We start from the raw sequence: 22,750 nt of genomic DNA, 5'->3' as shown, positions 1-22,750 counted from the left end.
AGCATATGTCTAAATTACAACAAATCTTAACTTATCTTGAATCAGAAAAGCTAGACGTCGCTGTCGTATCTGACCCCGTCACAATTAATTACCTCACTGGCTTTTACAGTGATCCACACGAACGTCAAATGTTCCTTTTTGTCCTTGGAAACCAAGAACCACTTCTCTTTGTGCCAGCCCTTGAGGTTGAACGTGCGACTAGCACTGTCTCTTTCCCAGTAGTTGGCTACGTGGACTCTGAAAACCCTTGGAAGAAAATTCAAAATGCTCTTCCACAGCTTGATTTCAAACGTGTAGCAGTTGAGTTTGACAATCTCATCTTGACTAAATACCACGGTTTGAAAACTGTCTTTGAAAGTGCTGAGTTTGAGAACTTGACTCCATTGATCCAACGTATGCGCTTGATAAAATCAGCAGACGAAGTGCAAAAGATGATGGTTGCAGGTGTTTACGCCGACAAGTCTGTTAAAGTTGGTTTTGACAATATCTCTCTTGATAATACAGAAACTGATATCATTGCGCAAATCGACTTTGCTATGAAACGTGAAGGCTATGAAATGAGCTTTGATACTATGGTCTTGACAGGAGATAACGCTGCAAATCCTCATGGTATCCCGGGAGCTAACAAGGTTGAAAACAATGCCCTTCTCCTCTTTGACCTCGGTGTGATGGTCAATGGTTATGCATCAGATATGACTCGTACAGTCGCTGTTGGTAAACCAGACCAATTCAAGAAAGATATTTACAACTTGACTCTTGAAGCTCAACAAGCTGCCCTTGACTTTATCAAACCTGGTGTGACAGCTCATGAAGTAGACCGCGCAGCTCGTGAAGTGATTGAAAAAGCTGGCTACGGTGAGTACTTCAACCACCGTCTCGGTCACGGTATCGGTATGGATGTCCACGAATTCCCTTCAATCATGGAAGGAAACGACATGGTTATCGAAGAAGGCATGTGCTTCTCAGTTGAGCCTGGTATCTACATCCCTGGTAAAGTCGGTGTTCGTATCGAGGACTGCGGTGTTGTTACGAAGGATGGCTTCGACCTCTTTACAAGTACCAGCAAAGACTTGCTTTATTTTGATTAAAAAGTATATTATAAAAAATAAGATGGAAAAGAATAACTTTTCCATCTTATTTTTTGATTTGATAATAGATTTTATCTGCTATGTAGCCTTTTCGTTCAACTGCATTTGGAATTGTCTTCCAAAAAGTCATTCCAGCCTTTTCCATGACACAACCAGAGGCAGGATTTAAACTTGCATAGCAAGCATCTACCTGGTCAAAACCAATCTCATCTAGACAGAATGATAAAACATCTTTCAATGCTTCTGTCATGATTCCTCGTCCCCAGTAGTTCAAGCCTAAGATATATCCGACTTCACAGCTAGAGTTCTCTTCATCCATACTGACCAGACTAATATCTCCGATAACGTGATTTGGATTTTCTTTGAGACAAATGGCCCATTTGTAATAGTTAGGATTGTCATAAGATGCTACCCAAGTTCTAATTGAGCTCTTTGTGAAATCAACATTTGGATGAGGATCCCAAGTAACATAGGTTAGATTATCTAGACGAGAAGCCCAATTCTCAAACATAGCTTGAGCATCATCTTCCACAAATCTCCTCAGTATCAAACGTTCTGTCTCAATAGTTTGTGTACCTAGTGCTTTCATAATCGTTACTCGCTTTCTATTTGAATGTTCAAGCTAAAAAGTTCCACTGGACCTTCTTAGCTTTCCTATTTCTAGGATCAGGGTAAAAACACTTTACTCATAAACATTGAGAAAACAACAGTTTCCTCTAATTTCATGACGCAGTAGCTGTCTGGCTTGAAATGCCCTTTAGCAAGTTTTTTCAAGCCTAGTAAGCCTTGCGGTGGTGAGACAAGGAAATCGAACTCTTCGAGTTACCGACCTGCCTCGTTTTCCCATTTCAAGACTCGGGGTTCAAGATCCCCCGAACTCTCCTCGCTTTTGTATTTTCAGGCTCGGGCTAAAAAGGTCCCCCGGACCTTCCTCGTTCTCCTGTTTCTAGACTCAGGGTAAAAAGGTCCCCCGGACCTTTTTACTCCCAAAACGTATCAAACACTGTGATTGGTAGATGGCGTTTGTGTTGGCCTTTGTACCACCATTTTTCAATGGTGGCTTGGGCTTCTGGGCTGACTTGCTTACCTTCGAGGTAATCATCAATTTCATTGTAAGTAACTCCTAAAGCTACTTCGTCTGCAATACCTGGTTTTTCTTCTTCCAAATCTGCTGTTGGGATTTTTTCATAGAGGGCTGGATCAGCTCCAAGTTCCTTCAAAAGTTGTTTTCCTTGGCGTTTATTGAGGCGATAAAGTGGGAGAATATCTGCACCACCGTCACCAAATTTGGTAAAGAAACCTGTGATATTTTCCGCAGCATGGTCTGTCCCGATAACAGCTCCGCTATGGGTACCCGCAAGGGCATATTGGGCAATCATACGACTGCGAGCCTTGATATTTCCCTTGTTAAAATCGGAAACAGGACTGCCTGTTGCTTCCACTGCTGTTGTCATAGCATCAGCAGATTCCTTGATATTAACGACCAAGCTCACATCTGGTCGGATAAAAGCTAGGGCTTTTTGGGCATCTGCTTCATCAGCTTGCACTCCATAAGGCAGGCGTACAGCGATAAATTTGTAGCTGTCATCTCCAGTTTCTGCTCGCATTTCTTCCATAGCTAGTTGAGCCAAGCGTCCTGCCAAGGTCGAGTCCTGTCCTCCAGAAATTCCTAAGACAAATGTCTTTAAAAAAGGATGTTTTTTCAAGTATCTTTTCAAGAAGTCAATCGAACGACGGATTTCTTCTTGAGCATCAATGACTGGTTTAACCCCCAGTTCTTGGATAATGGTCTCTTGCAAACTCATTCTTCTTCTCCTTCACCTAGAGCTTCCTTACGCATCTTATCAATCAAGTCCATCTTATCTTGCCATACATCACGAGCCAAGTCAACAGGATAATGTTGTGGATTAAGTACGCGTTTGTATTCGTCCCAAAGCTTATCAAATTCCTTACGAGCATAAGCTTGAATTTCAGGAAGACTTGGTAAATCATAGACTAGCTTACCGTCCTTGAAGATGTTTACCAAGAGAGGAACGGCATCAAAATTACGGACAGTCTTCTTGATGTAAGTATAGGTTGGATGGAACATCTTAATTTCAGTCATGCTAGCAACATCGACACCGTCATAGGTAATGTAATCACCTTCTGACTTGCCTTTTTCACGACTAGTGATGCGCCAAACCTGTTTCTTACCTGGTGTTGAAACCTTCTCTGCATTATTTGAAAGTTTGATGGTATTGCGCATCTGACCATTTTCATCTTCAATGGCAACAACCTTATAAACTGCTCCTAGAGCTGGTTGGTCATAGGCTGTAATGAGCTTAGTCCCGACACCCCAGACATCAATCTTAGCTTTTTGCATTTTGAGGTTAAGGATGGTATTTTCATCAAGGTCATTTGATGCATAAATCTTAGCATCAGTAAACCCTGCCTCGTCCAGTTGTTGACGAACTTTTTTAGAAATATAGGCGATATCTCCAGAGTCAATACGAACACCAAGGAAATTAATCTTGTCACCAAGTTCACGCGCAACCTGAATTGCTGCTGGAACACCGATGCGAAGAGTATCGTAGGTATCCACTAGGAAGACACAGTTTTTGTGAGTTGAGGCATAAGCCTTGAAAGCCTGATAGTCATTCCCATAGACTTGAACCAAAGCATGGGCGTGAGTCCCTAAAACTGGAATTCCAAAGAGCTTACCAGCACGGACATTACTGGTTCCATTAGCACCACCAATGACAGCCGCACGTGTTCCCCAGATAGCTGCATCCATCTCTTGCGCACGACGTGTTCCGAACTCCATCAAAGGCTCATCTTCAATGACCGAGCGAATACGAGCAGCCTTGGTCGCAATCAAGGTTTGAAAGTTGACAATATTCAAGAGGGCTGTTTCAACCAATTGACACTGCGCCAAAGGGCCCTCCACTTGAACGATTGGTTCATTAGCAAATACTAAGTCCCCTTCTTGAGCAGAACGTACCGTCAACTCTAACTTGAGATTACGGAGATATTCCAGGAAGGCACCATGATAACCCAGTGATTCTAAATAAGCAATATCACTATCAGAAAAGCGCAGGTTTTCTAGGTAGTTCACAATTCGTTCCAAACCTGCAAAAACAGCATAACCATTTTTAAACGGTTGTTGGCGGAAATAAACTTCAAAAACTGCTTTCTTGTTATGAATTCCTTGGTCGAAGTAAACCTGCATCATGTTAATCTGATACAAATCTGTGTGCAATGTTAAACTGTCATCTGGGTACATATACTGTCCTTCTTCCCTATTTGTAAAAAGATGAAAATGTTTCTTCTTTTCTCATAAATTAGTACTATTATAACACATTTTAGGAACATTGAGAAAAGAGGAACATTGTACTATCCTATTCTGTATTTAATTTTTTATAAACAAAAAACTCTACCACTTACATGATAGAGAGTTCTATGTTTACAAATCTTTTTGATAATAGTGCCTTTGTCCAATGTAGGGATAATCTTTTAAGGTAAAGACTTCATTGTAGCCCTGCTTTTGATAAAAGCCTGGTGCTTGAAACTGATAGGTATTCACAAAAGCAAAGCGACAGTTTCTCTTTTTAGCTTCACTTTCTGCTTGGTGCAATAGTTGGGATCCGATTCCTTGTCCTCGCAAGTCCTCCTTCACAAACAAATACTCAATTTCTAACCAATTCCCGAAAGTCTCTGCTACTAAGCCAGCCATGATTTTACCATGTTCATCTTCGACATAAAGGTTTAGTGGTTCACTTTCAGCAACTTCTCTTTTGGATCGATTATAGGAGCGAATCAAGTCTCCTATAATTTGCGATTTCTGAGACTCTGTATTTTCCAATCTTATCTGCATCCAAACCTCCTCGAAGATACTTATAGCTTGATTATAGTCTTATTACCAAGAGCTGTCAAACTAGAAAACCCACTAACTGATGTTGATGAGCTTCTGACTTATTTTCTAAATTTCCATTGGCTATAAATACCAAAAGCAACAATCCAGATAGCTGAACCTCTGGCTCCCATTACAGTTGATTCTTGTAAAAAGAGAGTTCCGAATACAAAGATGAAGAAGAGCATAGTCAGAGGATTTAGCAAGCGATATTGGGGCATGAGATAGCCATCTGCCATAAAGTCTTTTGACTTGCGATACTTAAGATGGGCCACCATGATTAAGATGTAGATGGCGATATAAACACCTGATGAAGAAGCCGTAATCAAAGCAAAGGCATCTGATACGCCAGGAAGTACATTGATGAAGGCAGCAAAACCAATCAATACCGCAGAAGCAATGATAGCATTCTGAGGAACGTTGTGGCGTGAAAGTGTATCTGCCTTAATAGCTTTCAAAAAACGATTTGGTGAATCATGGGCAATTTGGTACAAGTGACGACCTGTTGAGTAAAGGGTTGAATTCAAGGCTGACGCCGCGGAAGTCAAGACAACAAAGTTAATCAAGGCTGCTGCCCACTTAAGACCAACAAGTTCAAATACCGTTACAAATGGTGAATCCGTCGCAGAAAGCTCACGCCAAGGAATAATAGACATGATGGCTAAGAGAGCCCCACCGTAGAAGAAGATAATTCGCAAAGGAATTTCCTTAACCGCCTTAGGCAATACTTTCCGAGGATCCTTAGTTTCAGATGTTGTAACTCCGATAAATTCAATCATCAAGTAAGCAAAGAAAACCATTTGAAAGGCCATGACAAAGTTCATTCCTCCATTTGGGAAAAGGGAGAATTGCTCACTGATATTGACAAGGCTTGCTGAACCATATGGCGTTTCAAAACCAGTCAAGACTAGAAAGACCCCTGTTGCAATCATGGCAAGAATAGCAACGATTTTAATCATGGCAAACCAAAATTCCACTTCACCAAATATTTTAACTGCAATCAGATTAACCAATCCTAAAATTGTTAAAAAGACAACCTGAATCAACCAAGATGGCCAGGATGGAAACCAAAACTGAACATAATGAGCGATAGCTGTGATCTCAGCCATACCGATAAAGACTACTGATAACCAATAGGACCAAACAGAGAAATATCCCCAACCTTTACCGAGATAACGAGTAATGAAATTGATAAAGGTATGTTGTTCGGGATCCTGATAAAGCATCTCACCGACTGCACGCATCATGAGATACATAAAACCACCCGTAATCATATAGACAAGGACAATCGAAGGTCCCGTTAAACTGATAGAGCGACCAGCACCTAAAAATAGACCAGTTCCGATTGTTCCCGCAATGGCCATAACCTGAACGTGGCGGTTTGTTAAGCCACGCTCCATTTTACTTTTCTTTTTATGTTTATTTTCTGAATTCATCTAGTCTCCTTAAGTTTTTAGAATTAAGAAAAGGAGTGATAGAAAACGCTTTCCCTAAATCCCACTCCTTCTTTTTATCCTATTAAGCGGTTTTTTCAACCTTCAAGATCTTAACATCATAGCTTCCAGCAGGTGTTTCGATTGTAACAACATCACCTTTTTTCTTACCAATCAATGCTTGACCAATTGGGCTTTCATTTGACACTTTTCCTGCAAAAGCATCTGCTCCAGCTGAACCAACGATAATGTATACTTCTTTTTCGTCTTCTCCAACTTCTTGGATTGTTACAGTTTTTCCGATAGCAACTTCATTTTTTGCAACGGCATCGCTGTTAACGATTTCTGCGTAACGAATCTTAGTTTCTAGACTTGAGATTTGTCCCTCAACGAAAGCTTGCTCGTCTTTCGCTGCTTCATACTCACTGTTCTCTGACAAATCACCATATGAACGAGCAATCTTGATACGTTCTACAACTTCTGGACGACGTACTAGTTTCAATTCTTCTAATTCTTTTTCGAGTTTTTCCTTTTCTTCCAAGGTCATTGGATATGTTTTTTCTACCATTTTTCTCAACTTTCTTTTGATTGAATTAATAAATATATGCTTTAAAGCAAAATTATGTGGAAAACCACATAATTTTAGTTTGTGCTATTTGATTGAGGTAATTTACTATTGATATGTTCTTGAACGTTACGATCATGTTCTTCTAGTGTTGTTGCATAGTAAACTTTACCATCTTGAACATTGGCTACAAAATAGAGATATTCACTCTTTGTCTGATTGATACTTGATTCGATAGCATCCAAGCTTGGGCTATCAACTGGTCCAGGCATTAGGCCTACTTTTGTATAGACATTGTATGGTGAATTAATAGATGTATCAATGGCTGCATCATCAGAGAGACTGATGTTTTGACCAAGTTTGCCTTCTGCGTAAAGGATAGCAATATTACTTTGAAGTGGCATACCGAGGTTTAAGCGGTTATAGAAGATTCCTGCAATCAGCTTACGATCTTCTGTTTTTGCACCTTCTTTCTCAACAAGTGATGCAATTGTTAAGAGCTCATTTACGGTCAAGTTCTTTTCTTTGATAGCAGCATAGTGTGAAGAAAGGTTCTTATCCATAGCTGCAAGCATTGAATCAATTAAGCTTTCAACAGTTGTACTTTCTTTGATCGTATAAGTCGCAGGGAAAAGATAACCTTCTAAACGGTAACGAACACCACTATCTTTTGCTGGCAAGCTTTCAAGTAAGTTTGGATATTTGGCAACCTCTTGAGCAATAAAGGTCTCATCTTGGACCTTAGCCAAGAATGCTTCCGCTGTCAAAGGTTCCTTAAAGTCACCTTGAAGTTGGCCAACAGTTTGAGCAATTTGTTCCAAAGTATAGCCTTCAGGAATAGTCAAGTCTGCAAGAGCAACTTCCTGAGGTTCAGGTGTACCACCCTTTTGCAACTCTTTAATGACATCTTCAACACTCATACTCTTTTGCAAGTTATAATAACCAGACTTCAATCCAGTGTAGTTTTTATACTTGGCATAAAGCGTAAAGACCAAACCGTTCTTAATAACACCAGATTTTTCCAAAACTGAGCCAATTTCTTGAGTATTAGCACCATCTGGAATCTGAACTGACATATATTGTTTAGAACTTGGATCTACTGGTTGTAGAGCTGATTCAGCATAGCGTAGGCCAAAGAATCCACCAGCACCAATTAGAATCAATAATACCAAAACTGTTACTAAAAATCCTTTTAAGCGGGATTTCTTCTTTTTCTTGGCTGGTTTCACAGTCTCTCTCCGACTTCTTCTAGGAAGGTCTGCTTCTTCAGTAGCTTCTTGACTTGTCAATTCTTCCTTGTGTGACGCAAGGTTTACTGTTTCTTTTTCTGGAACAGTATCAAATGCACGATAAGAAACTGAAACTCTAGTTGGAATTGAATTGTTCTCTTCTTTTTCCGGAATTGATTGAGATGACTCAACTACTTCTTCTCGTACTGCTTCTGGAATTTCTTCTTGTACTTCCTCTGCAGCTTCTTCTGGAACTTCTTCTACAAGAACAGGACGCTCAGGAACAGTTGGGGCATTATCAATCAATTGATCAACAGCTGCAACTGATTTTGCAATCAACTCCTCTTCCGAAATACTTGGTTTCTTTTTTTCTGAAGTTGCTTCAGAAGGTTTTGCTAAAGTTGAAAAAAGATCATCCGTTTGTTCAACTTCATTTGCCTCTTTTTTTAGTCGTTCTAAATCTCGCAAAATTTGCTCTTTAAAACTCAACTTTTCTTCATTTGAATTTTCGCTCAAAAGTATTTACCTCCTTGTTGATAATCCTTAATATTATATCTTAAAAACTAAAGAAAAGCAACCTTAGAAGCCTTTCTACTCACTAATTCTTGTTTTCCCAGACCATATCATACCATTCTTCTCCCGCAAATTGGGACTTAGACTTTCCTTCATTGACAAAACCATGCTTCTCATAGTATTCAATAAGGTAGTCATGACAGGTCAGATTGATCCCCTCTCGTTCATGCTTAAGAGCCACTTCTTTAAGAGCGGTCAGGAGTTTTTTCCCTAGCCCTAGAGATTGAGCTTTTTTTGCTATCGAAAGACAAGTCACAGAAATATAACCACCTTCCTTATGACTGTGGTCTTTTATTTCTTCAGTGAAAGACTGGTCTTGTAAATAACGATGAGGGACTACTGGTCCTTCGATATAACCAAGTATCTCTCCCTCTTTTTCAGCCACTAGAAAGCTCGTTTTTATTTCCTTTAAATGTGCTTCAAAGACAGATCGAGGTATGGCTTCTTCAATTGAGAAATTCTCTAATTCAATCTCTAAAATACGGTCTAAATCACTCAGTCTAGCTTGTCGAATAATCATAGCTCCTCCTGATAAAAGGGATTCTTCCAACACATGAGAAAATTAACTTCATTTCCGACTCCCAGATCTACTATTCCTTGCTCTATAAATTCATTCATCTCAAAATAAGACAGGAATTCATCTTTACAGACCAGATAAATACTGGGGCTATTTTTCTGAAGAGCGACTTGTTTCATGGCTGCGAGCAACAAGGTTCCAAATCCTTGCCCTTGATAATTTGGATGAACAGATAAAGCATCAATAACAAGATTTCTATTACTAATAGCTTCTCCATCTGCCATCTCTACTATCCATCTACTTACTGAGGATGTAGCAAAATCTGTCGCTAAAATATAAGCAATCACCTGATCATCTAAACTAGCTAAGAGAAACGTATCCGCAAAATTACGGATACGTTCTTCTATTATTTCTCTCTTAACTATTTCTTGGAAGTTTTGAGTACTCTCCTGTATCAAGCAAACCTGCTCGATATCAGATTGCTGAACTTCCCTTATTTTAATTGGAAATTCCATGGTTTTCCTTACTGAACATTACTTGTCAAATTTGACAAGAGACGTTCGAATGAGTATTCATATGATTGAATGTCACCTGCTCCCATAAAGACGTATACAGCATTGTCATGGTCTAAGAGCGGAGACACATTTTCAACAGTGATAACTTGATGTTTTTTATCAATTTTAGCTGCTAAATCCTCAACCTTAACATCACCATGGTCAACTTCACGAGCAGATCCATAGATTTGTGCTAGGTAAACTGCGTCAGCCTGATTCAAAGCTTGTGCAAAATCATCCAACAAAGCAATTGTACGAGTAAAAGTATGAGGTTGGAAAATAGCAACGATTTCCTTGCTTGGGTATTTTTGACGTGCAGCATCTAGAGTTGCGATAATTTCAGTTGGGTGATGCGCAAAATCATCGATAATGACTGTATCGTTAACAATCTTTTCGGTAAAGCGACGCTTAACGCCTCCAAAAGTATTCAAGTGTTCACGTACCAAATCCAAGTCAAATCCAGCAGTATAAAGCAAACCAATTACTGCTGTTGCATTCATGATGTTGTGGCGACCAAAAGTTGGGATGTGGAATTGACCTAACTCTTGTCCACGGAAGTGAACTGTAAAAGTTGAACCTGTAGTAGAACGAAGCAAATCACTAGCTACAAAGTCATTGTTGTCTGCTTCAAAACCGTAATAATAGATTGGGGCATTTGCCGTAATCTTACGCAACTCAGCATCTTCACCGTAGACAAACAAACCTTTGGTGATTTGTTTCGCATAATCATTGAAGGCGTTGAAGACATCCTCTAAGCTTGTGAAATAGTCAGGATGGTCAAAGTCGATATTAGTAATAATAGAGTATTCTGGGTGATATGGCATGAAATGACGTTCGTACTCGTCTGATTCGAAGACAAAATACTTGGCATTTTCAGAACCACGACCTGTACCATCTCCAATTAGATAGCTTGTATCAGTGATGTGTGACAAAACATGAGAAAGCATACCTGTTGTTGAAGTCTTACCGTGTGCTCCAGCAACTCCCATGCTGATAAAGTCACGCATAAAGCTACCAAGAAACTCATGATAACGTTTATAGCTTAGCCCATTCTTGTCTGCATAGGCAATTTCAACGTTGTTGTCTGGACGAAAGGCATTCCCAGCGATGATTTCTAAATCCCCTTGAAGATTCTTCTCATCAAAAGGCAAAATTTTGATACCCGCTTGCTCTAAGCCTCTTTGTGTAAAGTAGTATTTCTCTACATCAGAACCTTGGACCTTATGCCCCATTTGGTGCAACATCAAAGCCAAGGCACTCATCCCTGATCCTTTAATTCCGATAAAATGATAGGTTTTTGCCATCTTTTTCCCCTTTACTCTGTCATATTTGTCAAGTTCAACTCTTGAGCAATTTTACGTTCTTTTTCTGATTGATTTTCTTTTTTGTTATAAATTTGGCTTTTCTTTAAAAAATCATAATTATTTTTCTTTGGTCCAAGATGCTCTTCTTTGGTTGTCTGTTGCATCTGTGGAGCCATTTCAGCCAAAATATAATGGTTCTGAGTTAGTTTGTCACTAAATTTTGCTAGCTCCCCAGGATTTTCCTTTTGGAATGGAGCTGTTGGCTGATTTGCCTGTCTTACTACATTACTTGAAGGTTTATAACGTTTCGTAAAACTAACATCTTGAGTCAAATATTTTGCTGAACGTTTCCGTTTTAGATCAGCTCTTGCTTCTTCACGGGCAAGTTCAGCATAGGATTTTTCCTTCTTTTCAGGTAGCTTATCTGATGCTTGAACCAGTGGCTTTTTTTCGGTAGTAATTGGTGACCATTCCAAGTAGTTTTTGTCCTGGTAATCTCCCTTGATATTACTAATGAGATCCGACTCATCATATAAATCCATAAATGGCATCTCTGTCAGCATGATCTCATCATCTGACACTATTGGAAATCGTACTTGTTTCATTTTTATTCCCTTTCAATACTCCATTATAACGTAAAGTCTTGATTTTTCAAGTCTTGGCTTCAGAAATTCCTAATATTTCTTGAATTTCAGTAAGTGTGAGACTTCCACGAGACTCTGTTCCATCCAATACTTCTGAGACCAGATTCTTTTTCTCTTCCTGCAACTCTTGAATCTTCTCCTCAATTGTGCCTCTAGTTACCAGACGATAAACCTCAACAGCTTGGTCTTGTCCCATACGGTGGGCCCGGCCAATAGCCTGCGATTCAACAGCTGGATTCCACCATAAATCTACCAGAATAACTGTATCCGCACCAGTAAGGTTGAGACCAACTCCACCAGCTTTTAGAGAAATCAAAAACACATCGCGCTCACCTTGGTTAAAAGCCTTGGTCATTTCTTGACGCTCCTGTGATGGTGTAGAGCCAGTAATCTTAAAGGAAGTTAAGCCAAGCTGAGGCAACTCCTTTTCGATGCGATCAAGCATTCCCCTAAATTGAGAGAAGATGAGTACACGATGATTTCCCTCAGCAATTTGACTTAGCAGATCTCGTAAACTATCAAGCTTCCCACTATCTCCCTTATAATCCTCCATAAATAGAGCTGGAGTATCACAAATCTGGCGAAGACGCATGAGTCCTGTTAAAATTTCAACTCGATTTCGTTGAAATTCTGCATCGGTCACTTGTCCCAAACGCTCTTGCATCTGTTGAAGTTGGGCTAGATAGATGGCCTTTTGCTGATCTTCCAGTTCATTTTTATAAACGACTTCTATCAAATCAGGTAACTCTGTAAGAACATCCTCTTTTTTTCGACGCATGACAAATGGTTTGATAAACTGTGCCACTCTCTCAGCAGGCAATTTCATAAAGTCTTTTTTTGCCGGCAAAAGTCCTGGCAATACAATCTGAAAGATAGACCATAATTCCCCTAGATTATTTTCAATTGGTGTTCCGGAAAGAGCAAAAACTGATGGAACCACAAACTTTCTCAAAATCTTAGCAATTTTGGTTTGGGCATTTTTCATCACCTGGGCTTCATCTAGAAATAGAAAATCAAAAGATAAATTTCGATAGATTTCACTATCCTGACGGAAAGTGGCATAACTGGTCACATAGACCTGATGTTTTTCTGCTAAAATAGTCTCGCGATAAGGTTTCAATCCATGTACGACAGCCACATCCAAATTCGGTGCAAATTTTTTAAATTCATCAGCCCAATTGTAGATGAGACCAGATGGAGCAAGAATCAAGACACGGCTATTTTCCTGAAGTTGGCTACTTAAAAAGGCGATGGCTTGTAAGGTTTTTCCAAGTCCCATATCATCAGCTAAAATTCCACCAAATCCATAATGGTCTAACATCTGAAGCCATTGAATCCCTTTTTTCTGATAATCCCTGAGTTGGGCTCGAATATCTAGGGACTTCATCGGAAAATCCTCTGGATGCGTTAAATGATGCGCCAAATGACGAAATTCATCAGTAAACGTAACTTGATCCTGGTCCTTAAACAGATGAGATAAGGTATAAGCCAAAGACTTGCGAGCCTGGAAAGCAGTACTCTCTATCTCATCAATTCCTAATTCCTCTAAATCTTGTCGAATACGTTTTGTCTGTTCATCAAAATAATAGACCTGATCAGACGAGCTAATATAATAGTCCTGCTTGGCAACGAGAGCTTTCATTGCTCGATTGATTTCTTCTTGGTCTATATCCTGAAAATCAAATTGAATTTCTAAAAGACTTCCCTTAGATGATATCTGAACTTGAGGTTTTTGAATCTGATAAAGATCTTGCATGCTCTCTGAAATCTTTAATTCTCCAAGCGCTGCAAATGCTGGTAAAACTTCCTGAAAGAAAACATGGACTGCTTCAGCTTTCAAACTTTGACGCCACGAACGAAAATCCGCTTCAAACCCAGCAGATAAGGCCAACTGAAAAATCTGTTTTTCCAATTGAATGTCACTAGCAAAAGGAAGTTTCTCTAGTTCATTACGATTGGTTACTAGGCAAGTTTCATATTGAAATTGCATATCTAATCGAATAGAACCATCCTCTTCACGATCCATGTAAAAAGACGGACGGAAGGATTGGATTTGTAGTGAATCAGGAGCCTCTACTTTTCCTATGCATTTAAACTGTGACAAGGTCGAAGCTAAAAGATCTCGATCACGAGTATCAAACTGTAAGATTTTTTTGCCACCATTGTCTAAAGGAACTTTTCTAAGCGCATCTAATAAACTAGCCTGTTTTTTCGTCATCAGGAAAAAATTCCCCTTGTAGAATAATACTTGTCCCCTGTAAAAGAAATTAAGCCCTGTCTGTTCGAAAATCTCCATTTCAAAATAGTTGGATTTTTCTTCAATTCTAAATGAAAACAAACTTGCTTGGCCATCAAAGTCTTGGAAGAGAAGACGATGATAACTCGAAAGTTGGTGGTCAAACTGAAAGGCTTCTAATCCCATCAGTAGACTAGCCCCCTGCTCAAAAAAGGTTTTAGGGAAATAGAGATGTCGTCCTTGATTTGGGAAAAAAATAGAATTGTCTGTTTTCTCCTCAACTAATCCAAGTAAAAAATTCAAAACTTCTTGACTGGCTTTATCAAATTGTTCAAGTCTTAATGAAGTCTCATAATGCTTTCCTATCATGTAGGGTTTGGCAAACTCTATGATTTTTAAGAAAAGAGGGATATCCCTAATCACATAAAACTTGTCTTGCTGAGAAAGACCAATTCTTAAAGTCCAGATAATGCGATTGGTTCCTGCTTCCACCTGCCCTTGAGCAGAAAGCCGATAGATGTTAGATTGACGCGGAACTTGGATAGACTTCAAGAATTCTCCTCCGAAAGTCACCTGTGTCTCAACAGTTTCCTTCTCTTCCTGATTAGCCTCCAGATTGAGTAAGATTTGCTGTCCTAGCTGGTCATTTTTCAAGTAATATTCTAGAGCTGCTAAATGAACACAGTAACCTCTTTTTTTGAAAAAATCACATGCACAAAAAATCAAGTCATCGTCTAAACTATAACGAATTTCTTCTTCCGCTACACGCGCATAGATACGATGGTCTTGTTCTTTAATGATTTCAATCTGACCAGTTTCATAGAGTTCCACTCCCTCCATTCGAAGCTTTCCTGGAATCAATTTAGCCATAATTTCCCCTTTACTTTATCTCTTAATTATACCATATTTTCGCCTATGAAAATAGCCTTCTAGGAAGACTTTTCTCCTAAAAGGCTAGTTTTTAAAGATTTGAAAAAGTGGCAATGATTCGTTGGCAGACTTCTTCCAAAATAGATGTCGGCATGGCTACATTGAGACGAGCGTGGAGGGCTCCTTCTTCACCAAAGTCCAAGCCTCTATTCAGGATAACTTTGGCTTCGTTTCGTAAAAGCTTTCTTAACTCTTCATCGCTAATATCATAGGCTGAAAAATCAAGCCAAATGAGATAGGTCCCTTGAGGTTTCATGACCTTGATTTTAGTTTCTTTGCCAAATACATCCACTACATAATCGATGTGTTTCTCAATCAGTTCTTTGAGTTCTGTCAACCAATCTTCACCATATCGATAGGCAGTTTCTGTTGCCAAATAACCCAAACCTGAGATTTCATGTTGATTATTAGCCAGCTGGCGCTTTTGGAAAGCAAGTCTCAACTTAGGATTTTCGATAATAGCGTAGGAATTCTTCGTCCCAGCAATGTTAAAGGTCTTGGTAGCACTGCTTAAAATCAATGAAAATTCTTTAAAATCTTCATTTACCGTGTTGAATGACTGGTGCTTGTTTCCAAACAAGGCTAAATCTTGGTGAATCTCATCAGATACTAGCAAGACTCCATGTTTTTGACACAGCTGTCCAATCTTCTCTAAGACTTCCTTTTCCCAAACGCGTCCACCAGGATTATGAGGATTACAAAGGACGTAGAGTTTCACATCTTCTTCGACAAAGTCTTTCTCCAATCGATCAAAGTCAATCTCAAAAAGCCCGTCTTTTTCTACTAGAGAGTTGGTGATTAGTCTACGATTATTGAGCTTAATGCTTCGAGCAAAAGGAGGATAAACCGGTGTGTTAATCAGAACTGCTTCACCTTCTTTGGTAAAGGCTTGAATAGCTGTTGAAATAGCTGGCACTACCCCTTCGATAAAGACTAGAGCATCCTTTTCAAAGCGATAACTATGGTGTTTTTCCTCCCATTTTTGAACGGCTTCAATCAATCCATCACTAGCATAGGTATAGCCATAGACTAATTGCTCAGCATAGTCATGGACAGTCTGACGAATCTCAGGTAAGACTTCAAAGTCCATATCAGCAATCCAGGCCGGCAATACTTGACGGTCAGTCTCTGCTTCTTTCCATTTGTAGGTATGATGTCCAAAACGATTGGGCAAAGTCGTAAAATCATATTTCCCCATAGTCTTATCCTTCCAAAGCTTGACGCAAATCTTCAATCAAGTCTCTAGCATCCTCAATACCAATAGACAAGCGTAAAAGGTCATCGGTCAGTCCATAAGAATGACGAACCTCTGCAGGAATGTCTGCATGGGTTTGAGTGGTTGGGTAGGTAATCAGACTTTCTACACCACCCAAACTTTCAGCAAAAGAGAATACTTTTAAGGTATTCAAGATATGAGGGATACGTTTTTCATCTGCCACTTTAAAGGAAATCATCCCTCCACGACCTGTATACAAGACTTCTTTGACTGCAGGTGATTGTTCCAAAAATGCTACGATTTCTTGAGCATTCTCTGTTGAGCGCTCCATACGAAGTGACAATGTTTTAAGACCACGAATCAATTGATAACTATCAAATGGTGACAAAACAGCCCCTGTCGTATTGAGATTATAAAAGAGTTTTTCGTATAAATCAGTACTGTCTGTCACAACTACACCAGCTAGAACATCATTATGGCCTGCAAGGTATTTTGTCGCTGAATGAAGGACAATATCTGCTCCATCTTCAATTGGACGTTGATAAATCGGGCTATAGAAGGTATTGTCGACGACAACTTTAGCACCCTTAGCATGAGCTAATTTTGACAATTTTTCAATATCAAATTCCAACATCAAAGGGTTGGTTGGTGTTTCGATATAAAGTACATCCACATCCTTTTCTAGCTCGGCAATTAGCTCTTCTTCTGTGTTGGCATAGGTAAAGTGGAAACGTCCTTCCTGCTCCACTTGATTGAACCAGCGGAAAGAGCCACCGTAAAGGTCACGGACAGCCAAAACCTTACTTCCTACTGGAAAAACGCTAAAGGCTAACACAATAGCAGACATACCTGAACTAGTCGCCAAAGCATACTTGGCGGATTCAATAGCTGCCAAAACTTCCTCTGCCTTGCTACGAGTTGGGTTTTTGGTGCGTGTATAGTCAAATCCAGTTGATTGACCAAATTCTGGATGTTGATAGGTCGTTGAAAAGTGAATAGGTGTAACCAAAGCACCTGTTGCCTCATCAGACTTAATACCTGCTTGTGCTAAAATTGTGTTGATGTGAAATGATTTACTCATACAATACCTCCAAATCTATAGTAACTATTGTACCACTTATTTTGGATCCTTCGTTTTCTTGTTTTCAAGAGCTAGTTATAGTTTCAAACTATATAAAAAACGATAGCTTCCTGAGAAACTATCGTTTTTCCTGTTGAATAGACTGATTACTTAACGTGTTTAGCAAAATCTTCTTGGGCTTTTTTATTAGATTCTTCTTTTTCTTTCAGCCATTTTTGTCTAGCTTCTTCATACTCAGCTGTTGTGACAATCTTATCTTGCAATTTCACGTATTTGTAGGATTCAACACCCTTATTACCAGCTTGAGAGAAGGCGGCAGAGAATGGAACTGTTTTTCTCAATGTAGGTGTTCCACCTTTAGAAACGTTTGGAATTGCTAGAGAGCTATCCACCAACCAAGCTTGTGCTTCAGCGTATTTATCATAACGTTTGTTCAAATCTTGTTCAGCATTGGCTTCTTCCAACATTTGAGTGTAGACATCTAGCCCAACAGCCTTGGCCTTGTCATTGGCTTCACCTGGCTCTAAACCTAGATTTTGCAACAAACCTCCAGAATTAAGGTTTAAGACATCAAGATAAGTTGAAGGGTCTTGGTAATCAGGTCCCCAACCACCGTTGTAAAGATCATAATCCTTCTGAGATGCTGTCTGAGCTAAATAGCTTGAATTGTCATAATCTTCCGTAGTGAGTTGTTGAATATCAATTACAACATTTTCTGCACCTAAAGCCGCCTCAATAGATTGCTTCATAGAGTTTGCCTCTTGGACACCCTTTTTAGCAGCTTGGTCAACTGTCATGTCCAAGTGGATAGGGAATTGGACTCCTTTGGCCTGGAGTTCTTTCTTAGCTTCAGCAAATTTGGCTTTAGCTTTTTCAGCATTGTAGTATGGATCCTGAGCATCCGCAAAGTTGATTCCTTGCCATTCCTTACCATAATTCACCATCTTAGAGGCTACTACTTCACCAAAGTCTTTTCCGTTGATACTTACGAAGTTTGGAGGAACAACCAAGTTACGCAAAATCTTAGTTGCACCATCTTCTCCCTGAGATTGAGCCCCGTAAGCTGTACGGTCATAGGCAAAGTTGATGGCTTGACGGAAGTTTTTATTAAGAACCGCTTCTTGAGTCGATTTCTTCTCAGCATCACTTGTCTTGGAAGTGAATTTATAAGATTTTCTATCTAGATTAAAGTTTAAGAAGTAAGAAGTAGCATCTTGTAAACTATAAATGATATTATCCTTATTCTTTTCTTTAATTCCTTCAAAACTTGAACTATTTGGATAAAGACGAGCGTAGCTATAAGCACCTTCTACAAAGTTACGAGCCAGTGCATCTTGGTCACTACCATCATAATAGGCCAATTTCACATCATCTACAAAGACATTTTTAGCATCCCAGTAGTTAGGATTTTTCTTGAATTCGATGACAGATTTTGAAACAAAGGATTTCATCAAGAAAGGTCCATTGTACAAAATACTTGAAGGATCAACTGTTCCAAAATCATCCCCTTTTGATTTCAAGAACTCCGCATTAACTGGGAAGAGAATGGTTGAAGTTGTTTTTGAGTTCCAATAAGATTCTGGTCGTGTCAAGGTATATTGAACCGTTTGGTCGTCAAGAGCCTTAACTCCAACAGTTGAAAAGTCTGTTGTTTTACCAGTGATATAGTCATCTAAACCAGCAACGGATTCTTGAACTAAGTACAAGGCTTCTGATTTTTTATCAGCCGCATATTTCAAACCTGTCACAAAATCTTGGGCAGTTACAGGAGCGTATTCTTCCCCATCCGCAGTATACCATTTAGCATCTTTACGCAGTTTGTAGGTATAGGTCAAACCATCCTTGGATACACTCCAATCCTCTGCCAAGGATGGGATATAGTTCCCATACTGGTCATTTTCCATGAGCCCATCTACCAGATTAACCACGATATCATTGGTTGTTGCACGGTTTTCTGCTAGATAGTTCAAACTAGACGGATCACTAGTATAAACATAGCTATATGTTTTTGACCCTGTACTTGAATTTCCACACGCGCTTAATAAAATACCTGCACTTAACACGACACCTGTAAGTGCTGCATACTTGGCCTTAGACTTTTTCATAAACAGAACCTCCAAATTTAAATATTTGTATCATTATACAGCTATTGTTTTTTTTAGTCAAGTGATTATGCTCTAAAAAATTATATTTTTCTACATTTTTTATATTTTTTTGTATTTTTTTAAGAAAAAAAGAACAATTTAGACTCTTTTACGCAAAAAGTTAAAATTGTTCGTTTTATTTATTAACTATTATGATATTTTCAAGCGTGCTCGTAACTGATTTGCTTTTTCCTGTCCAATAACCTTATCCAAGAGACGAGTATAGAGACACATAACTCCGTAAAGCCCGCCACCGATTGTACCAATTAAGGCGACATAGAGGAAGCTCCAGAAACGTCCAGTTGGTTGGAAGACAAATCCAATAATCCATTGCAAGAGTCCTACTAGAATAAACATAACTAGAGTCAAAATAGTGACTAAGATTGTTCTCTTCAGAATAATCTTTCGACGCGCGCCTGTAACCTGACAGATATCACGATACATCAAGACGTTCGGAATGATAAGACCGATAGTCGTTGAAATGAGAGGACCATAACTATGGAAAATAGCTATCGATGGTAATTGTAGAACAATCTTAGCAATTGAGCCATAAACAAAATACAAGACCGCCTTACGGTTACGGAACATAGCCTGAAGCATTGGTGACAAGACCATGTACAAGCCTAGAATTGTTGATTGCAAGACCGCAAAGATAAATAAGCCCATAGCCAAGCCATCTGGCTTACCGTAAAATACTGTATAGAGTGGTTCACCTACCATAACTACTCCAACCGTTGCAGGTAAGAGGAATAGGAAGAGCATGGTGATACTATCTTGAACTAGACGAGAAGCTGCTGGTAAATCCCCTTTGACATAGTTCTCCGTCAAGAGAGGCAGACCTACACTACCAATCGAAACTCCAACCGAAATCAAAATCATAGTAATTTTATTAGGATTGGCAGAGAAATAAGAAAACATGACAATTAAGTCTTCATTACTATAGTTGGTAAACCACTTCATACTATTGATAAAGGTATTTTGGTCCAAGATTTGGAAAAGCTGAATAGCCGAACCAGTCAAGATAAAAGGAATAGCTTCCTTAATCGTATCAACCAAAAGACTCTTACTATCAATCTTATCTCGGGTTTCAAAAACTTTTTGAAGCATTCCTTCTTTGTATAGGAAATAGATCAAGACTGCAAAACTAGCTACCATTCCCACAAAGGCCGCAAAGGTAGACTGGGTAACTGCTGATATATAATCTTTTGAACCCAGCTTCATGATGATAAAGGTTGCTAAGAGCATCCAGATAACACGAATGACCTGTTCAGCGATTTGGCTCATGGCATAAGGTTTAAGATTATTCATCCCTTGGAAAAATCCACGGATAACACTCATAGACGGGAAAATCAAGACAGCCCAAGCTAGACTCTGCATAATGGGAATCAAATCCTTCCCGACACCCGAAAGATCGGCCAACCAAGGTGCAAAGAGATATAAGATCAAAGCAAAGGCAAGTCCTAATACAATCATAAAGCCTAAGAAGCTTCGAATCAGGGCAAAACTATGCTCTTCCTCATGCATGGTATTGTATTTAGCGACCTGCTTAGCGACCGCCACTGGGATACCTGCTGTCGAAATCAACAAGAACCAAGCATAGATATTATAACCCATGGTGAAAAGTCCATTTGCCTTAGCAGCATATGTTCCCATCCAAATATACCAAGGGATGATGTAAATAGCCCCGAGCAGGCGACTGATAAAGTTACTAGCTGTAAGCCAGGCAGTCCCGCGTAACATCTGGGCCTGCTGATGATTATTTTCGTTAGACATAACTTCCTCATTCAATTTTAATCACTAGGAAAAGTTCCTTATCTTCCATTATAAACTTTTCCTTGTTACTTGTAAAATTCAGACTTTCAGTTTACAATAGAAAGTATGATAAAGATTGAAACCGTATTAGATATTTTAAAAAAAGACGATCTCTTCCGTGAGATTATCGACCAAGGACATTACCACTATTATTTTAATGATGTAACTTTTGATAGCATTTGCTACGATAGCCGAAAAGCCAATGATAATAGCCTCTTTTTTGTAAAAGGAGCTGCTTTTAAGAAGGAATTTCTTCTTTCGGCAATCTCACAAGGACTCGGTTGGTATGTAGCGGAGCAGGATTATGAAGTAGGCATTCCTGTCATCGTTGTTAGCGATATTAAGAAGGCTATGAGTTTGATTGCCATGGAATTTTATGGCAATCCGCAGGAAAAACTAAAACTTCTCGCTTTCACTGGTACCAAAGGAAAAACAACAGCGGCATACTTCGCCTACAATATCTTAAATCAGCAACATCGTCCTGCTATGTTATCAACTATGAATACGACTTTGGACGGAAAAACTTTCTTCAAGTCTGCTCTGACAACACCTGAAAGCATCGACCTCTTTGATATGATGGCGCAGGCAGTTGATAATGGAAGAAGCCACCTTATTATGGAAGTTTCTAGTCAAGCCTACTTGGTGAAGCGAGTCTACGGCCTCACTTTTGATGTAGGAGTGTTCCTAAATATCAGTCCTGACCACATTGGCCCTATTGAGCATCCAACCTTTGAAGACTACTTCTACCACAAGCGTCTCTTGATGAAAAATAGCCGAGCAGTTGTCATTAATAGCGATATGGACCACTTCTCTGTTCTAAAAGAACAAGTTGAGAACCAAGAGCATGACTTCTACGGTAGCCAATCTGATAACCAAATCGAAAACTCCAAAGCCTTTAGCTTCTCAGCTACTGGTAAATTAGCTGGTGATTATGACATCCAGTTGATTGGACATTTTAACCAAGAAAATGCAGTCGCAGCTGGACTTGCCTGCCTTCGTTTAGGTGCTAGTCTGGATGACATTAAAAAAGGGATTGCTACAACACGCGTCCCTGGCCGTATGGAAGTTCTCACTCAGAAAAATGGCGCAAAAGTTTTCATTGACTACGCCCATAATGGTGATAGCTTGAAGAAATTGATTTCAGTCGTTGAAACACATCAGACTGGAAAGATTGCTTTAGTACTTGGTTCAACTGGAAACAAGGGAGAAAGCCGTCGTAAGGACTTTGGACTTCTCCTCGATCAACATCCTGAAATTCAAGTATTCCTTACGGCTGACGATCCAAACTATGAAGATCCGATGGCCATTGCTGATGAAATTAGTAGCTACATCCATCGTCCTGTTGAAAAGATTGCTGACCGTGAACAAGCCATCAAAACTGCGATGTCAGTTACAAGTCAAGAACTAGATGCTGTCATTATCGCTGGTAAAGGAGCTGACTGCTACCAAATCATCCAAGGTAAGAAAGAAGACTATCCTGGAGATGCTGCTGTTGCAGAACGTTATCTATAGTATATTTAAATAAGGCTAGGAAA

General features: G+C 39.4%; 18 protein-coding genes. 2 read left to right on the top strand and 16 right to left on the bottom strand.

Annotated elements, in window-relative coordinates:
• Nucleotides 1-5 precede the first annotated feature (5 nt).
• Nucleotides 6-1,088 (top strand): M24 family metallopeptidase, encoded by a 1,083-nt coding sequence (locus ACESNQ_RS06985; protein ID WP_075230825.1) that lies wholly within the window; start codon nucleotides 6-8, stop codon nucleotides 1,086-1,088.
• Nucleotides 1,089-1,134: 46 nt separating this feature from the next.
• Here ACESNQ_RS06985 and ACESNQ_RS06980 read toward each other — a convergent pair whose 3' ends face one another.
• The 16 genes from ACESNQ_RS06980 to ACESNQ_RS06905 form a co-directional block, all read right to left on the bottom strand.
• Nucleotides 1,135-1,677 carry a GNAT family N-acetyltransferase gene (locus tag ACESNQ_RS06980; protein ID WP_373075886.1) on the bottom strand — a complete coding sequence of 181 codons (543 nt, stop codon included), beginning with the start codon at nucleotides 1,675-1,677 and terminating at the stop codon, nucleotides 1,135-1,137.
• Nucleotides 1,678-2,068: 391 nt separating this feature from the next.
• Nucleotides 2,069-2,893, bottom strand: coding sequence for an NAD(+) synthase (gene nadE / locus ACESNQ_RS06975; RefSeq protein ID WP_373075885.1), 825 nt, complete (start codon nucleotides 2,891-2,893; stop codon nucleotides 2,069-2,071).
• A complete protein-coding gene (locus ACESNQ_RS06970) occupies nucleotides 2,890-4,350 on the bottom strand; it encodes a nicotinate phosphoribosyltransferase (protein ID WP_373075884.1) in 1,461 nt (486 codons plus the stop codon). Before ACESNQ_RS06970 ends, nadE begins: the two co-directional genes overlap by 4 nt.
• A gap of 180 nt (nucleotides 4,351-4,530) precedes the next feature.
• Entirely contained in the window at nucleotides 4,531-4,941 is a 411-nt protein-coding gene (locus ACESNQ_RS06965; protein WP_373075883.1) for a GNAT family N-acetyltransferase, read from the bottom strand.
• Nucleotides 4,942-5,039: 98 nt separating this feature from the next.
• On the bottom strand, nucleotides 5,040-6,413 hold the full coding sequence (locus ACESNQ_RS06960; RefSeq protein WP_373075882.1) for an amino acid permease: 1,374 nt from the start codon (nucleotides 6,411-6,413) through the stop codon (nucleotides 5,040-5,042).
• Nucleotides 6,414-6,495: 82 nt separating this feature from the next.
• Nucleotides 6,496-6,978 carry a transcription elongation factor GreA gene (gene greA / locus ACESNQ_RS06955; RefSeq protein WP_006148148.1) on the bottom strand — a complete coding sequence of 161 codons (483 nt, stop codon included), beginning with the start codon at nucleotides 6,976-6,978 and terminating at the stop codon, nucleotides 6,496-6,498.
• Nucleotides 6,979-7,052: 74 nt separating this feature from the next.
• Complete coding sequence (mltG, locus tag ACESNQ_RS06950; protein WP_444465317.1) at nucleotides 7,053-8,720, bottom strand: endolytic transglycosylase MltG; 1,668 nt, start codon at nucleotides 8,718-8,720, stop codon at nucleotides 7,053-7,055.
• Nucleotides 8,721-8,802: 82 nt separating this feature from the next.
• The gene (locus ACESNQ_RS06945) at nucleotides 8,803-9,297 is read right to left on the bottom strand and encodes a GNAT family N-acetyltransferase (RefSeq protein WP_036753537.1); all 495 of its coding nucleotides are present in this window, start codon (nucleotides 9,295-9,297) and stop codon (nucleotides 8,803-8,805) included.
• Entirely contained in the window at nucleotides 9,294-9,809 is a 516-nt protein-coding gene (locus ACESNQ_RS06940) for a GNAT family N-acetyltransferase (protein ID WP_373075881.1), read from the bottom strand. The genes ACESNQ_RS06945 and ACESNQ_RS06940 overlap by 4 nt, the downstream gene beginning before the upstream one ends.
• A gap of 8 nt (nucleotides 9,810-9,817) precedes the next feature.
• Complete coding sequence (gene murC, locus ACESNQ_RS06935) at nucleotides 9,818-11,152, bottom strand: UDP-N-acetylmuramate--L-alanine ligase (protein ID WP_006151975.1); 1,335 nt, start codon at nucleotides 11,150-11,152, stop codon at nucleotides 9,818-9,820.
• A gap of 11 nt (nucleotides 11,153-11,163) precedes the next feature.
• Nucleotides 11,164-11,757 carry a divisome accessory protein ZapJ gene (gene zapJ, locus ACESNQ_RS06930; protein ID WP_373075880.1) on the bottom strand — a complete coding sequence of 198 codons (594 nt, stop codon included), beginning with the start codon at nucleotides 11,755-11,757 and terminating at the stop codon, nucleotides 11,164-11,166.
• 46 nt (nucleotides 11,758-11,803) lie between these two features.
• Complete coding sequence (locus tag ACESNQ_RS06925) at nucleotides 11,804-14,902, bottom strand: pilus expression-regulating Snf2 family helicase (RefSeq protein ID WP_373075879.1); 3,099 nt, start codon at nucleotides 14,900-14,902, stop codon at nucleotides 11,804-11,806.
• Nucleotides 14,903-14,993: 91 nt separating this feature from the next.
• Entirely contained in the window at nucleotides 14,994-16,160 is a 1,167-nt protein-coding gene (locus tag ACESNQ_RS06920) for a MalY/PatB family protein (protein ID WP_373075878.1), read from the bottom strand.
• A gap of 4 nt (nucleotides 16,161-16,164) precedes the next feature.
• A complete protein-coding gene (locus ACESNQ_RS06915) occupies nucleotides 16,165-17,259 on the bottom strand; it encodes a cystathionine gamma-synthase (protein ID WP_373075877.1) in 1,095 nt (364 codons plus the stop codon).
• Between the two features lie 146 nt (nucleotides 17,260-17,405).
• A complete protein-coding gene (locus ACESNQ_RS06910) occupies nucleotides 17,406-19,364 on the bottom strand; it encodes a peptide ABC transporter substrate-binding protein (RefSeq protein ID WP_373075876.1) in 1,959 nt (652 codons plus the stop codon).
• Nucleotides 19,365-19,553: 189 nt separating this feature from the next.
• The gene (locus tag ACESNQ_RS06905; protein ID WP_373075875.1) at nucleotides 19,554-21,176 is read right to left on the bottom strand and encodes a putative polysaccharide biosynthesis protein; all 1,623 of its coding nucleotides are present in this window, start codon (nucleotides 21,174-21,176) and stop codon (nucleotides 19,554-19,556) included.
• Between the two features lie 105 nt (nucleotides 21,177-21,281).
• Here ACESNQ_RS06905 and ACESNQ_RS06900 point away from each other — a divergent pair, with 105 nt between their 5' ends.
• Entirely contained in the window at nucleotides 21,282-22,727 is a 1,446-nt protein-coding gene (locus ACESNQ_RS06900) for a UDP-N-acetylmuramoyl-L-alanyl-D-glutamate--L-lysine ligase (protein WP_373075874.1), read from the top strand.
• Nucleotides 22,728-22,750 lie beyond the last annotated feature (23 nt).

Source organism: Streptococcus infantis (assembly GCF_964243025.1).
Classification (GTDB): domain Bacteria; phylum Bacillota; class Bacilli; order Lactobacillales; family Streptococcaceae; genus Streptococcus; species Streptococcus infantis_N.
Note: the sequence above shows the minus strand (reverse complement) of the source record. Positions and strands in the feature narration are given on the sequence as shown.